Genomic DNA, 13,991 nt, shown 5'->3' on the forward strand with positions numbered 1-13,991 from the left:
AGATTTATAAAAACAGAACTCAATTGGGATGTTAACCCAAATACGTTATCAGTGGCATTAAAGAGAATGGACTCGTCGATTCAAATTACGAAAAACCCAGTAAAGGCATCAGGAAACCTATACAAAAAATCACAGTAGTATTGGTAGTGGTATTAAGCTCGACAATATTTATAACATTCGTTGGCAAGCAAGAAAAGCCTTAGCTATATGTTAATTTTCTAGTACAAAGTATCAAATTTATATCTCTTATTAAAAAACTGATTTTTCCATATTGTCATCATTCGATTTTGGATTTATATGATAAAGCTCTAAATTTACTGCCAGATACCAGAAGACTATCAATTGTACCGCGGCACGCCCTTACCCTAGTGCAAATTTTATGGAAAGAATAGAACAACTAAAAACTCAACTTAAGGAAGCGTCAAAATACGCCAGATCAAGAGCTATTTCGAAGCGCCGGTTAGCGGTAATTCTTATGGATAATTTTATAGAATTACAATTATCGAGCTTAATCAGTGAAATTTTCAGTTCTCCATCCTCTTATATAAAATCAAATAAATACACTGACGCTCAAAAAAAAGTGATACCACGAAACTATGATAAGCTATTAGCCGCATCTGTTAAAGAAAACCTAATCACCGCTAAAGATAAAAATGTGTTGACGTTCTGCCACGACGTGCGAAATAACTTATATCACAAGGGGGGGGATGAAAAATTGCTGGTTGAGGTGGCGATGAGATCTTTACATGAAATAATATGCAGGCACCAACCAAAATGGAAATCGGGACGGAGTATGGTTGTTTATAGTTTTTCCAAAAAAGACCTAAAAAAGAGTAATTTCGACTTTTCTCTTAATTGTAACACTACAGATGATCGGCTCGCTTTTTTACGAACCAGTTTTGTTTTAAATAGTCGTACAAAAAGTGTATCATTTACGCTATCCAAGTTTCTATTGGAAAAGTTGAACTATGTGAGATACGCCTTCTCATATTTAAGCAAGAATTATCCACAACTTCATCCTTATACTAAGGATTGGTCGTTCCAAGATTACCTCTCTACATTCTCGCCTTTTGTCGAAAATTCAGGAAGCACTAATACCTATAAAAACAAAGGTGGTCAAGAGGGGCCCAACGGAAATTTCAATACACTGAATCTTGAATATAATGAAATGCGTTTAGACAGCCTTGAAAAAATTTTTTTAGCAATGAGAGCACTACCGACAGAAGATGCTGTCGAGAGGTTTTGGTCATTAAAAAACGAAATTCGAGGTATGTACGTAGCTTTTTCTTATGGGATGAGAGAACTAGAAGACGAAATTCACAACGAAATACGCAGAATAAAAGGCGGTTGAATAAGGCTTTTTCCACATAGGGTATTTATTAGTTCTAGGTGTGGAATCTTATCAATTATAGTTAACTCATAAAGAATGCAATTTCATTGGACAAAAAGATGACCAAAATCAATTATTATAGTTGAATTAATTCGCGTTATGGATTCTTACAATTTCAGAGTATACGTAAGAAAAATCTATTCTTTAGGCCATAAGCGTCGACATTTTGAGCTGGATCTTTTGCAAAGATATATTTTATTTTGTTTCTATCGCGTATTTAGTGCTATATGGACCGTAAAGAGGTTTAATATTTTGGTATGTACCTCTTTCCCATAATTATTCCTTTTTTTTAAAAAACACTGATATAAACCCGTAATTTTCAATTAAATTTTGGTCGCCGCAACTTTATATAACATCATTGTCAATGAAAATGATTCATCCAGCTTTACTGTCACTTTTTTGTTTGTTTACCTTTCCCCAAGTTACTCTCAGTCAAACCGATGAAGAGATTGACGCCTTTATCCCTGAAGGCTATGTCCTTTTCGAGAAGGTCTACGGCGACCTCAACAAAGACGAACAGGAAGATTGTATCTTAATAGTAAAAGGAACAGACAAAGAAAAATTTACAGAAACTAGGTTTGGGGAAATCGTTGATAGGAATCGCCGTGGCATCATTGTACTCTTTCATAAAAATGACGGATACGAACTGGCTGTAAAAAACTTAGATTGTTTTTCGTCTGAGAATGAAGATGGCGGCGTTTATTTCGCCCCCGATTTGTCGGTTTATATCGAAAAAGGAAACCTATATTTCAATTACGGTCATGGCAGATATGGCTATTGGAGGTATACTTTTAAATTCCAATCTAAAGATTTTGAACTGATTGGGTATGACCAATCCGACGATTTCGGTCCGATCGTTAACAAGGAAATCAGTATCAATTTTTTGACCAAGCGGAAACTGGAACGTATAAATACAAACAAAGATACACAAGTATCTGGAGATGAGGTTTTTGAAGAATCGTGGACTGATATTGAAATGGATCAGCGCATCAAACTGTCAGAAATTGAAGATTTCGATAAGTTGGAAATATAATTTAACACAAGATTGAAAATTTCGCAAAAATATAGGTGAAAACATCTAATGCAAATGGTTTCTCTGACAGAAATCGCTTTTCCGGTATTCATTTTAACCCGAAGCATTATTCTATCATCATCCCCAATCCACTATTGTGTATCGCTAATTGTGTCGCTTTTTATTTTTTTAGTTTGTCAATAATCTGGTTTTCAACAACACTATCATATTCAATGATATATTTCCCCGCATGAGTAACTATCATTAAGTGCTCAGCGTTATCTGTTGTAGAAATAATAGTAACCATCTCATTATTAAATAATGTGAATCTTCCTTTGCGTACAGCGCCGAGCTGGAACCCTTCGATTTTCTTTAGGTGCGTTGGCATGGATATCTTTTCAATTCCTACGATATCTTGGTAGCTGATTTTAGTACCATACGGTCCTGAAATGTGTAGTTGCTCGACTTCAACCTTTATATTAGGTTTACTCATCCCTATTCCAATTGATATCATAACCGCCGATATTACCCCACCCCCTATAAAAATCAGAAGGATAGTGGACTTTCTTGTACTGCCATAAAATTTTAACGAGTTAAATATCAATATAAGAAAACCAAATAATGGGTACATCACGGAGAATACTATCAACCCATTTTCACTTCTCACTACATTGTGAAGAATTAACCCGATAATTAAATAAGACAAGGCAAGCAAGAATAGGAAATTCCTAAAAAATTTTAAAAAGCGGACCAAGTCGAACGTACTTTTTTTACTTTCTGGCAAAGTATTATAGCCCGCTAGAAGATAATGAGCATTTTTACTGTTAACGACGACTGCAGAAAACAGCATTATTCCGGCAAGTATATAGATCAACGTCATTTTAAAATCTCTCTTTTTAACAAAGATTGTTTATTTATATTATTGCATAAACATAGAATTAAAATTATCGAAATCAAAATAATAACGCTACCGGCTAAAAGAATAATGTAGGCTTAAAACATTTAATGGCTCGTGCTACAATATTTTACACGAAAAAATCTCTTTAAATAATTCGCTATCATTTTTCGATCACGTTTTGACGGATTCACTTTTCATTATTTTAGTTTGATTCTCTTCTTATCAGATTATGTTTGTCATGTCAAATCAAACCTTGAAGCTAGTCAATATTTAGACACAGGATGATACTTATATACCTTCACTTTGGTGTCAAAAAAAGCAGACTCTCCTATCTCTGGAAAAGTAGGGTTTGCGATATTCCAGTTTTCACTCTTGACCGTCGCTAGGATTTTTCTTTAAAATCCCCTTTTCAACGCTTTCATTTAGCTGTTCCTTAGCATAGTCCCATAGAAAAGAAGATCCCTTATCAATTACCTTTTTCTTCTCATAAACTTTTTCATAGCCGACATTAAACTCGCGCCACGTCCCCCCGTTATTGGATATATTTTGAAGTAATGGTTCGATACGGTCCATTGCTCTGGCAAATTTCGCTTCTTCGGTCAAACCCGCTTCAAATTCCTCCCAAATCATTATAAACTCTTTTGCCTGATTTTCCGGCAAGAGGCCAAACACCCTTTGTGCAGCCAAACGTTCTGTTTCTGTATTTGTGTGATTTTTTACCTCATCGTAAATGAACGTATCTCCAGCGTCGATTTCCACAATGTCATGAATTAACACCATTTTCAATACCTTAAGAACATCAACTTCCAGGTTCGAATGCTCGGCTAAAACCAGCGTCATCATTGCCAAATGCCAACTATGTTCCGCATCGTTCTCGCATCTGTCGCTATTAAAAAGCTTTGTCCTGCGCTGTATATACTTTAGCTTATCGATCTCCTTAATAAAGTCTAGTTGTTGCCTCAATCTTTCTGTTACCATACGGTGTATCCTATTGTAAATGCAAATATCTTAATATAAAATATTTAAGTCCTAAATTCATATATTCCAGCTTTAAAAACCGACGTTATCCGCGAGGACGGACTCGCCTATACCCCGTTATTTTTTGCCATTTTTTTTCTCAACCATTCCCGGACGGGCTCATCGTACCCTTTTAGGCTCACATATGCCAAAAGCAGGCTCCCTAGAAGAAGGCAAAGTGCATATGGCCAGACTTCAACAATTGTAATCCCTTGGTTGTTACTGATCCATGCAACATAAAAATATACAAGGGGATAATGCACCATATAAAGCGGGTAGGAAATATCTCCTAAAAACCGGCACATCCTGTTCTCGGACTCGGTGAGTTTCACGGCACCCGCGCCAAGATAAACAATGAGCGGAAATAAAAATATGATGCAAACGGACTCGTATATTCCGTTCATCCACAGCTTCTCAGCACCACCGAGGCGAGGCATAAACAAAACGAGCAGGAGTAAGAGCCCACACCATAAAAATGCATTTTTGATTCTTGCGGGCTTTGCCACCCTCGCTAGAAGAAGTCCAGCAAAGAAAGGATACATTGTACGGATAAAGCCGATTCTTACCTGCTCTGCATTGAGCGTCCATCCCCCACTCACATCGCCGTTGGGACTAGTTATTGCCATGTGTGCGAGTACCACGGCAGAGAGGGCCACGAATATGGATAAGGCTTTCGTTGAAAATTTTCTTATCCAGATCGCATAGAGGAAATTGGCAATATATTCAAAAAATAATGACCAGCCAACGCTGTTTAGTGGGTGCATTTCTTGCCATCCCCGTATATCAAGCGAAAGAGGAACAGGGAGTATGGTGTACCCGATTAACATTACCAGTAGCATTTTCCATAGGGGCACAGTATGGATCATAGGCCAGATCGCTGAATCTGTGAAATAGAAACCGATAGCCCCAAGGGTCATTCCCAGTATGACCAGCGGTTGTAGCCGTGCAATCCTTCGTTTAATGAAAGTCCCTATGCTCATCCTTTGCCATCTGTCATCATAGGCTGAACTGATCACAAACCCAGAGAGCAGAAAGAAAAAATCCACGGCAAGATAGCCATGATTGACCAATATATCTAGGTGGCCTGTCGCCAGCGGTTCTGACAAATGAAAGGTAACAACTACAATAGCTGCAATACCCCGAAGGCCGTCCAATACCGGAAAATACGGTCTAGGAGTTAGTTGGTTATTCTGCATCTTCGATATAAAATATTTTTCTTTTAATTTGTAATTTCGTTTGCTATTCCTGCCCTATAGCCTGTTTTACTACGGTTGTTTTACTTCGGCTGCTTAAATACCCTCTAATGGGTTCATCAATCCAGCGTAGCACAACGTGTGCAAACACGATAAGCAGTAGCATTCCAAGCGCGATAATAATAGCTACCTGCGGAGTCGGAGGTGCTTCTGTTTCTACATAGCTCATGAATATCCATATAAAAGGATAGTGTATCACGTAGAGAGGATAAGAAATATCTCCGAGCCATTTGCAAAGATTTTTCGTTCCCAAGCCGATATTTTCTTTTCCTGAGCCAAGGGCTATCAGAACAGGGAAATAGAAAATGACCAGCAGAGGATCTATGATTGGGCTTATCGTTTCGGAGTACGGTATAAAGAAAACAAGAGACAAAGCGATAGCCAGCACCCAGAAAGGTGTACGTTGATATACTGCCCACCGTGTACGAAACAATAATACGCCCGCTGTAAACGAAAAAGAAAGACGGATTCCACCTGCCCAAAAATTATCGCCTCCAAAACCAACAGCTAGATAGCCAGACCTGTACGATTCCAAGCAAAGGATTACAGCCGATATGATCACGATTGCCCAGAGCACACGCTTAGAAACTCGAACCAAAAACAGAGCATAAACAATGTTCGCGATGTACTCCCAGAAAAGCGACCATGTCGGGGGATTGAGATGAAACAAATTGAAGTACCGTTGGGGAACAGCTGGATAAGGAATAAGTAGCAATCCACTTAAGAACATGAACAATATCTGCGTCTCATCAAAAGAAAGGGCTAAACTACTGAAAGGGTCAAACAAAAATGCTAGGAGACCGATAATGGCTCCGATAATAACCAAGGGATGAAGGCGTATCAATCTTCTTTTAAAAAACTCCATCCTTGTCATATTTCCCAACCTGTTGTCATAGGCATAGGCGATGACAAATCCAGATAAACAAAAGAAGAAATCGACGGCTAGGTAGCTGTGAGGAATGAAATTATCCCGGTAGTCAGGAGTGGCAATTTCCATAAAATGGAACAGAACAACTCCGATCGCCGCAATTCCGCGGAGTCCGTCCAGAGCGTTAAAATGCATCTTTGTAGTTGGTGTCGCAGAGTTCTCTTCTTTCATTAAGGACGATTAGAATAAATAAAATTTTTAAAAAAAATAGATAGTCGAAAGATACTGCATCTAACATTGCTTATTGTTACAGCATCGTATCAATAAATCGACAATTTGTATCAAAAGTCTGTTAATAATGATTCTTTTCTGGCCGACTTAAACTGATCGGAGCCGTCATTAAATTATTTCCTATTAGTTTTTTCAGTCACAAGAAGTGCCCCTGCGCAGTTGACAAGATAAGAAACCAAATTTTCTTCTGAGAAAGATAACTCTTGTTTGATTTCTTCGTCATTGCGGTGCGAAATAGACGCCTCAGAATTAATAGAAACACAATTGGCCTAGCATTTCTCTTGTTGTCAAATCCGAAATCTGGTTATCGATCTTTGCCATTCATGAATAAACAAAAGACAACTGCAAAAAGCATCATTACAGGTAATTAGAAAGTACGAAAACGAATCGCATCTGTAGAAACTGTTTTTCGAAACTTTTGTATATTGGTTCCACACAAACATTGTTAGTTGCAATTTGAAATAACACCCTGCAAATGATAGACAATATAAAAATTTTAGACTCCCAAATCCTTTCGGACAATTGGTATGTTCTTAGAAAAATAACTTACGAATATTCGAAACCGGACGGTACAAAGTCAGTCCAAAGTAGAGAAGCTTATGATCGAGGAAATGGCGCAACAATTTTACTCTACAACAAAGAGAAAAAGAAGGTAATTCTCACAAGACAATTTCGACTTCCAACATTTGTAAATGGAAATAAAACAGGAATGTTAATTGAAGCTTGCGCCGGTTTGTTGGACCAAGACAATGCGGAAGATTGTATCAGAAGAGAAACCGAAGAAGAAACAGGATATAAAATTAGAGAAGTACGGAAAATATTTGAAGCGTATATGTCGCCAGGTTCCGTAACCGAGATTTTATATTTCTTTATAGCGGAATATGCAAAAGAAATGAAGGTAACCGATGGTGGTGGTGTTGAACACGAAGAAGAAAATATTGAGGTTTTAGAACTTGATATTTCGCAAGCAATGAAAATGATAGAAACGGGAGAAATTAAAGATGGAAAAACAATTATGTTACTTCAATACTTAAAACTTAACAACATACTTTAAATTATGATGATTCTTATTGCAAGTCCTTATCGAGGAGGAATGTACGACGACCCGGTGCTAGTGAAGAAAAATTTAGACAAACTTAAACCGGTTGGTTTACCGTTATTTGGTAAAGGATATATCCCAACAATTGGAGAATAGGTTGCTTTACCGTTAATGCAGCTAGCAGGCTCGAAAGCAACTGGCGTGCTGAAGAAGTTCTCTTAAGTAAAACTAACCAGGATTGTGCTGATTTTCTCGATTTGTCGGTTTATCACCTTATTATTGTATACAATTGAATCAAACCTTAATAAATGGAACCCGAAATATCTGTCATAAACACCGTCATATTCTTTTTATTAGCAGCACTTCACCTTTATTGGGCGGTTGGCGGGAACAGCGGAATAAACGCCACCATCCCCACAGATGTTAACGGACGTAAGTTGTTTCGTCCAAGTAGGGGTATAACACTTGTCATGGCAATGGGCTTGTCTCTGTTTGGCCTATGTAACATAGCATTTGCCGGTATAATGCACACCAATTTGGATCCACTATATTTCCGCTACAGTATCCTGCTTATCGCCGTCATCTTCTTCTTACGCGCTATAGGTGATTTTCGCTACATAGGTCTCACCAAGCGCCACAAGCAAAGCCTTTTCGCGCTATGGGACACCCGCTTGTACACGCCCCTTTGTCTGATCTTAGCCGCTTCGCATTTTTTCCTCTATATGCATTAGAAACGGATATCGGTTAGCGCTTACCGGTATTGATCGGGGTAAGGGAGACCCGTTCCTGTCTCGCATAGAATCTTTAAACTTCTTAGAAACATAGCCCAATCATAGCTACATTCAGCGAATCCTGGAGTATATTCCCTCCAACCCTCGTGTCCAAGCAATAGCCAGCAGCCTTGACAGTGTGGCTCCAGTACAAAATTAATTATGGTTCCTATCCAGGATTCATAACCTTTGAGGCAACGCCATTTAACATTGCTATAAGGTCTGAGTTCCTCGATTTTCATTTCTTTGAAATAGTCGGAGCCGAAGGTAAACCGTGCAATGCTACCTACTTCCGGCTTCGCCTCGGTTTCAGGTGTCCACCAGCCCGCCAGCCCATCCCGGGTGGTCAAAGCTTTATATACGATTTCCACCGGCGCATTAATGAGTAATCGGTGGTGGATACCGCCCGGTATCGGCTGCGTAGCTGATCCGTGCTCATGCAACAACGACGTCTCCGTGCTTTCATTCTTTATATTGGCGGGCGTGGGGCTGCCGACACCAGTGAGAATAAGGCCTTTCAGACTTTCCTGTATGTAGTGCGTCCAGGCATCGCGGCAAATCTGGAAACATTCATACTCGGGCACCAATCCCAAATGCGTAAATACCAATCGCGTCTTACCATCCTCTTCGGAAATGTCAAAAATAACATTCGTTCCGATCCATTCACCCGGTTCTTCGGTAAATTTAAAATAATTGTCGAGTACCTTCCAGACCACTTTTTTACTGGGAAGCAGCTCAGTTATTTTTATTTTACAACGGTGGACATCCTCGTAGTGATAGCAAAACTCGGCATGTTGCCGAGCGGTTTCTCCCTCGATGTTCTCGGACCACCATCCGCGTACATTATTAACGGCATCGAAAACTTCCTGCGGTGTCGCATCAACTAGGAGAGCCGTACTGAAATCTTGATTTTTCATGGTTTTACTTTTTCGTTATATCACAAAATTAGTAGCTTCGGAAGAGTTCTACAGGGTGCAAAATAGACATTATGGTGGGTTGATTTAGACAACTTCCATTGTTACCTTTACTGAAAGAAATGGAAAACAGCTAAATATACAAATCAGATGAAACATGTAACCATTATCGTTCCTGATGGGGAAGGTAACAACCTAAGTAGTATCGTTGGGGCCTACAAAATATTAACTCGGGCCGACGATTATTGGAAACAATCGGGAAGGAAAAGTGTCTTTAAAATCCAACTAGCGGGTATTTCAGAGACTGTTGCGTTTCACGAGGGCTTATTCACCGTCAAGCCGCATACCCACATTTCAGCGGTTACCAAAACCGACCTGATTATTATTCCATCTTTAAACCATGATTATAGGAAAGCAGTCGAGAGAAATGGGATATTAATTGACTGGATTGAACGTCGGTACAAAGAAGGCGCGCAAATCGCGACAATCTGTACTGGCGCTTTTTTACTGGCGTCCTCCGGCTTGTTGGATGGAAGGACATGCTCGACCAATTGGGCGGTTGCGGATGATTTTAGGACTATGTTCCCGAAAGTAAATCTTCTGCCTGATAAACTGATAACGGATGAATACGGTATTTATACCAATGGCGGCGCCTATTCTTTCCTGAATCTAATGATCTACCTAGTGGAGAAATATTACGATCGGGAGACGGCTATACTCTGTTCGAAAGTCTTCCAAATTGAAATAGACAGACAACACCAATCCCCCTTCATCATCTTCAAGGGGCAGAAGCAACATAGTGATGAGACCATAAAACAAGCTCAGGCTTTTATAGAAAACAACCTGCATGAAAAAATATCTATTGAGCAGCTGTCCGGCACATTTGCTGTCGGCAGACGTAACTTCGACAGGAGATTTATTAAGGCTACCGGTAACACCCCGGTAGAATATACACAGCGGGTGAAAATCGAAGCAGCCAAAAAAGCTTTTGAAATTGGCCATAAAACAATAAATGAGGTTATGTACGAAGTAGGTTATTCGGATATGAAAGCATTCCGCGAAGTGTTCCGAAAAATAACAGGAATGTCACCGCTTGAATACCGAACTAAATACAACAAGGAGGCGATGGGGTAGAAAAGAATTTTATTCCCCATCGCCGACCAATTTAATAAAACACTACCAAGAAACTAAAAGGTACAGTATTCAGGATCGAAGTACAAAACACTTTAAAACAAAAAGCCCGTCAGACTCATTTGGCACCTCTAAAACCAAGCGTATCTTGGTGTTGGCAATTCTATAGAAGATTAAATTACACTAATTAATATTGATACCGAGGGGATAGACCACAGCCAACCTTCCCAGAAACCATGATCCTGTGTGAAGATAAAATATTTATATTTGCCTATGTCTAGGAACACAATTAAATGTTTTGAAAAGATGAAGCTGCTCTATATTTTAATTTTTGTATTCCTAGTTACGCCTCGATGTGCCTCATCGCAGTTCTTGGTTTTAAATAAAGATGATTCCGTTTACAACCTGAAGCATTACGTGCTAAATACTAAAGAACTCTACAATACAGATTTCAATATTGAGGTTTTTAACGTGATATATCCGAAGCAACATAATCAACATGAACGCATATTGTTAGTCACAGTTCTTCCTGATGTCCTAACTGGCGAGCTCTGGGAGGAAATAGAAAGTGAAGATGTTGAAAATAAAACAATAGAGCCTCGCGAGTATTGTCGTAAGATCTTTCCCTTAGGGAGTTTTAACAACGATATGCTTGCTCTAAAAACGTTAAACAAGATCAGGCTCCTTAAGAAAGAGAATAACAAAGTATGGGTATCGAAAAACTGTTTAGTTGAAGCGTTTGAAATTATCCAGAAAGAACCCGTATTTTTCACAAGCTTGTATGGGCAGCTTGTATTAAATCAAGCTACACTATCTATAAAAGAATTTGTTGATCATTATTCACCGTCGACTTCAAAAGACATAGATGGTTCCGCATTATCGTCATTAACTGTACCCGGGCAATCCGCAAATTTAAATGACTGGCGCGTATGGAAAGAATTTCTGTCGAGAAAAGTAACGATAAATGATCGAGAAGTGGGATATCAGTTTTGGACAAGTGCAAAAACAAACGTAGCAGATAATTATGATGTTTCACAGGGTATCGGACGGTTCATCTATGTTCCCACTATGGGCATCGTGGGTGGATCATATGATTTTTATTTTCGGAACCCTCCGGGCATCTATCGCGAACTTGTCGGAAAAAAAGTATATACTCATCAATTAACCAATAAGGAATGGTACCAAGCTGTTTTGAACGAGAAAATTATGACAGCAGAGGGAATAGTTATAGATTAGCCGACAGATCGAATCACGCGTGACCCGGCTTATCTTTTCTGGAGTAATGGCTATCGTAGAAATTAGATAGCAGAGGCTTTTCAACGAAACAATTACGTATAAATTTGGATATAAAAGCAAAGCCTTCAGTTACGCCTTAACTCCGTTTATAAATAAATTCTACTATCTCTATTTGCCGTGCATTTGCAAAACCTTTATTAGTACCGACTTTGACGAAACCACAGTTTTCTAAAACCTTTTGCGAGCCAAGATTATCAAAGGCGACCCGAGCAAAAACCGGCCTGTTGGTCTCTATTGCAAGAAACTCGCTTAATGCTTTGGTTGCAATCCCCTGCCCCCAAAATTTTCTATCAATCCAATAAGTGATTTCTGTCTCTCCGTCCATCACAAATTTCGCAATACTTCCGACAATAATATTGTCAATAAAAATCGTCTGATTGTTAACCGTTTGGTCTCTCAGTAGTTTCGTATATTTTGCTATATATGCACCTTTGTCTGCGGGATCCTTTGGCGTAAATGCAGCCAAGTACTGCCCTTCTTTGTCCAATTGAAATTGAAACAATAACTCCAAGTCCTCGATTTCCGTTTGTCTAAGATTAATATCCGGTTTCATGTTCACAATTTAATCTAGGTTAAATTAGGGTAATTTCACGTCGGTCTAAAATGGCTTATAACCATTTCTACAGTTGCGCGCGGATTACCTGCCTAAGTTACTAAAACAAGCTCATCGAAAAGCATAGGCAGACGATGAAAACTAATTCATTACCTAATCTTAGCAGGGAATCTCCCCAGGTTCTGTATTTGTCTCTTCACAAAAAAGCTTCTTGGTTGATCCAACTTGCTCAATTAGCGCATATTTACTACACGTTTTCCCGTTCCCAAGCACCTGCACGCATTTTTAATATGTTGATTGTTATATTTTTAATAAAAAAATAATAATTTTCCCAATTCACATGTAATACTTGAACAGGGATATCTGTCTCTATATTAACTAAGCGATAATTAATGATGAATCAAGAAACCTTTAAAAATACGGTATTTGTCCTAAAGGATAAACTATACCGATTTGCAAACAGGTTTTTAGAATATCAAGAAGACGCTTACGATCTGGTCCAAGAAGTGATGTTAAAACTATGGGAAAAGAGAGCGCAGTTGCAACAAGTTCAAAACATAGAGGCTTTCGCCATGCAAATGGTGAGAAATATGGCATACAATAAGATTGATAAGTTAGGAAGGCAAGCGAAATACTTAGATCAGCTTCCTCCAGATATTCAATCAGAAAAGTACCCAGAATTAACGAAGGAATTAATCTTAAAACTAATCGATGCGCTTCCGGAAAAGCAAAGGTTAGTGATGTATCTAAGAGACGTCGAAGAACATGAGGTTGGAGACATTGCAGAGATGGCAGGTCTGGAGGAAAATGCTGTAAGGGTCAATTTGTCAAGGGCCAGAACAACAGTAAGATCAAACTTAACTAAAGTTTTTGATTATGAAAAAAGAAGAATTGGATAGGCTAAAGGCAAAGTATTGGGAAGGCAAAACTTCGCTGGAAGAAGAGCGTAGGCTAAAAGAGCTGAACGATGAGAAATTCTTCACATCGCTTCAGAAGCCTGAAACGGAGATGAATTGGGAATTTGATGAATTTATGCAACAGGTGGCTGAGCAGGAAGTCCCCAAATTAAAGAAAGTGGTTCCAATCACGCGTCGCATCATCACGATGACAGCCGTTGCTGCTTCCGTAGTAGTGGGCTTCTTCTTGATTCGTCAAATAGCCGAACCGAACGAAGATATAAGTAAGACGATCACAGCGCAAGTGGAGATCAATAATCAACTATTAGATGTTGAAAACCCTAAAACTGATGACAAAGTCCGCTTAACAGAAGACGATACGCCCGAAATTAATACGCCGCTCCTCAGAGCTCGTGAATTAGAAAACTCGTACGCTGTTTCTGATAAAAGAGGGCCTCAGAAAGCAAAGGAAAGCAGCACACCGGAACATGCCATGGAAGAACAACTGTATGTCGAAATAAATGGTGTAAAGATTTACGATGAAGAACAAGCGATAAAAGTAACCGAAACGGCATTGCAACTTGCGACTTCCAATCTCAAAAAGGGAATGGAAGGAGTTGAGAACATCAAGTATTTAAAAATTGAAATTTAAAAAATAAAAGC

Annotated in this window: 15 protein-coding genes; 9 read left to right on the forward strand and 6 right to left on the reverse strand. The window is 38.9% G+C overall.

Annotated elements, in window-relative coordinates:
• Nucleotides 1-379 precede the first annotated feature (379 nt).
• Together HP439_RS02750 and HP439_RS02755 are read left to right on the forward strand one after the other, a co-directional pair.
• Complete coding sequence (locus HP439_RS02750) at nt 380-1,351, forward strand: hypothetical protein (RefSeq protein ID WP_172388820.1); 972 nt, start codon at nt 380-382, stop codon at nt 1,349-1,351.
• 403 nt (nt 1,352-1,754) lie between these two features.
• Nucleotides 1,755-2,423 carry a hypothetical protein gene (locus tag HP439_RS02755; RefSeq protein WP_216657748.1) on the forward strand — a complete coding sequence of 223 codons (669 nt, stop codon included), beginning with the start codon at nt 1,755-1,757 and terminating at the stop codon, nt 2,421-2,423.
• A gap of 160 nt (nt 2,424-2,583) precedes the next feature.
• Here HP439_RS02755 and HP439_RS02760 read toward each other — a convergent pair whose 3' ends face one another.
• The 4 genes from HP439_RS02760 to HP439_RS02775 form a co-directional block, all read right to left on the reverse strand.
• On the reverse strand, nt 2,584-3,282 hold the full coding sequence (locus tag HP439_RS02760; protein WP_172388821.1) for a DUF3784 domain-containing protein: 699 nt from the start codon (nt 3,280-3,282) through the stop codon (nt 2,584-2,586).
• Nucleotides 3,283-3,666: 384 nt separating this feature from the next.
• On the reverse strand, nt 3,667-4,278 hold the full coding sequence (locus tag HP439_RS02765; RefSeq protein WP_172388822.1) for an HD domain-containing protein: 612 nt from the start codon (nt 4,276-4,278) through the stop codon (nt 3,667-3,669).
• Nucleotides 4,279-4,385: 107 nt separating this feature from the next.
• A complete protein-coding gene (locus HP439_RS02770) occupies nt 4,386-5,513 on the reverse strand; it encodes an acyltransferase family protein (RefSeq protein WP_172388823.1) in 1,128 nt (375 codons plus the stop codon).
• Between the two features lie 43 nt (nt 5,514-5,556).
• The gene (locus HP439_RS02775; RefSeq protein ID WP_172388824.1) at nt 5,557-6,669 is read right to left on the reverse strand and encodes an acyltransferase family protein; all 1,113 of its coding nucleotides are present in this window, start codon (nt 6,667-6,669) and stop codon (nt 5,557-5,559) included.
• A gap of 535 nt (nt 6,670-7,204) precedes the next feature.
• On the opposite strand from HP439_RS02775, the gene nudK reads away from it, so the two are divergent.
• The 3 genes from nudK (at nt 7,205) to HP439_RS19690 (ending at nt 8,499) form a co-directional block, all read left to right on the forward strand.
• Nucleotides 7,205-7,783 carry a GDP-mannose pyrophosphatase NudK gene (nudK, locus tag HP439_RS02780; protein WP_172388825.1) on the forward strand — a complete coding sequence of 193 codons (579 nt, stop codon included), beginning with the start codon at nt 7,205-7,207 and terminating at the stop codon, nt 7,781-7,783.
• 3 nt (nt 7,784-7,786) lie between these two features.
• Nucleotides 7,787-7,924 carry a hypothetical protein gene (locus HP439_RS02785; protein WP_172388826.1) on the forward strand — a complete coding sequence of 46 codons (138 nt, stop codon included), beginning with the start codon at nt 7,787-7,789 and terminating at the stop codon, nt 7,922-7,924.
• 152 nt (nt 7,925-8,076) lie between these two features.
• Nucleotides 8,077-8,499 carry a DUF3995 domain-containing protein gene (locus tag HP439_RS19690; RefSeq protein WP_172388827.1) on the forward strand — a complete coding sequence of 141 codons (423 nt, stop codon included), beginning with the start codon at nt 8,077-8,079 and terminating at the stop codon, nt 8,497-8,499.
• Nucleotides 8,500-8,519: 20 nt separating this feature from the next.
• On the opposite strand, the gene HP439_RS02795 is transcribed toward HP439_RS19690, so the two are convergent.
• A complete protein-coding gene (locus HP439_RS02795; protein WP_343043503.1) occupies nt 8,520-9,254 on the reverse strand; it encodes an SRPBCC family protein in 735 nt (244 codons plus the stop codon).
• Between the two features lie 348 nt (nt 9,255-9,602).
• On the opposite strand from HP439_RS02795, the gene HP439_RS02800 reads away from it, so the two are divergent.
• Together HP439_RS02800 and HP439_RS02805 are read left to right on the forward strand one after the other, a co-directional pair.
• Nucleotides 9,603-10,586, forward strand: coding sequence for a GlxA family transcriptional regulator (locus HP439_RS02800; RefSeq protein WP_172388829.1), 984 nt, complete (start codon nt 9,603-9,605; stop codon nt 10,584-10,586).
• A 303-nt stretch (nt 10,587-10,889) separates the two neighbouring features.
• Nucleotides 10,890-11,819, forward strand: coding sequence for a hypothetical protein (locus HP439_RS02805; RefSeq protein ID WP_172388830.1), 930 nt, complete (start codon nt 10,890-10,892; stop codon nt 11,817-11,819).
• 136 nt (nt 11,820-11,955) lie between these two features.
• Here the strand turns inward: HP439_RS02805 and HP439_RS02810 are convergent, their stop codons facing one another.
• Entirely contained in the window at nt 11,956-12,432 is a 477-nt protein-coding gene (locus tag HP439_RS02810) for a GNAT family N-acetyltransferase (protein WP_172388831.1), read from the reverse strand.
• 392 nt (nt 12,433-12,824) lie between these two features.
• Between HP439_RS02810 and HP439_RS02815 the strand changes: the two genes are divergently transcribed.
• Nucleotides 12,825-13,331: an RNA polymerase sigma factor gene (locus HP439_RS02815; RefSeq protein ID WP_216657749.1), complete on the forward strand. Its 507-nt coding sequence runs from the start codon at nt 12,825-12,827 to the stop codon at nt 13,329-13,331.
• The gene (locus tag HP439_RS02820; protein WP_172388832.1) at nt 13,309-13,980 is read left to right on the forward strand and encodes a hypothetical protein; all 672 of its coding nucleotides are present in this window, start codon (nt 13,309-13,311) and stop codon (nt 13,978-13,980) included. The genes HP439_RS02815 and HP439_RS02820 overlap by 23 nt, the downstream gene beginning before the upstream one ends.
• Nucleotides 13,981-13,991 lie beyond the last annotated feature (11 nt).

This window comes from Sphingobacterium shayense, assembly GCF_013179575.1.
GTDB classification, from domain to species: Bacteria; Bacteroidota; Bacteroidia; order Sphingobacteriales; family Sphingobacteriaceae; genus Sphingobacterium; species Sphingobacterium shayense.

Coding starts and splice junctions, on each gene's coding strand:
- HP439_RS02755 (WP_216657748.1), top strand. CDS start 1,755: ATGAAAATGATTCATCCAGCTTTACTGTCACTTTTTTGTTTGTTTACC.
- HP439_RS02765 (WP_172388822.1), bottom strand. CDS start 4,278: ATGGTAACAGAAAGATTGAGGCAACAACTAGACTTTATTAAGGAGATC.
- HP439_RS02800 (WP_172388829.1), top strand. CDS start 9,603: ATGAAACATGTAACCATTATCGTTCCTGATGGGGAAGGTAACAACCTA.
- HP439_RS02760 (WP_172388821.1), bottom strand. CDS start 3,282: ATGACGTTGATCTATATACTTGCCGGAATAATGCTGTTTTCTGCAGTC.
- HP439_RS02775 (WP_172388824.1), bottom strand. CDS start 6,669: ATGAAAGAAGAGAACTCTGCGACACCAACTACAAAGATGCATTTTAAC.
- HP439_RS02820 (WP_172388832.1), top strand. CDS start 13,309: ATGAAAAAAGAAGAATTGGATAGGCTAAAGGCAAAGTATTGGGAAGGC.
- HP439_RS02815 (WP_216657749.1), top strand. CDS start 12,825: ATGATGAATCAAGAAACCTTTAAAAATACGGTATTTGTCCTAAAGGAT.
- HP439_RS02785 (WP_172388826.1), top strand. CDS start 7,787: ATGATGATTCTTATTGCAAGTCCTTATCGAGGAGGAATGTACGACGAC.
- HP439_RS19690 (WP_172388827.1), top strand. CDS start 8,077: ATGGAACCCGAAATATCTGTCATAAACACCGTCATATTCTTTTTATTA.
- HP439_RS02770 (WP_172388823.1), bottom strand. CDS start 5,513: ATGCAGAATAACCAACTAACTCCTAGACCGTATTTTCCGGTATTGGAC.
- HP439_RS02810 (WP_172388831.1), bottom strand. CDS start 12,432: ATGAAACCGGATATTAATCTTAGACAAACGGAAATCGAGGACTTGGAG.
- nudK (WP_172388825.1), top strand. CDS start 7,205: ATGATAGACAATATAAAAATTTTAGACTCCCAAATCCTTTCGGACAAT.
- HP439_RS02750 (WP_172388820.1), top strand. CDS start 380: ATGGAAAGAATAGAACAACTAAAAACTCAACTTAAGGAAGCGTCAAAA.
- HP439_RS02805 (WP_172388830.1), top strand. CDS start 10,890: ATGAAGCTGCTCTATATTTTAATTTTTGTATTCCTAGTTACGCCTCGA.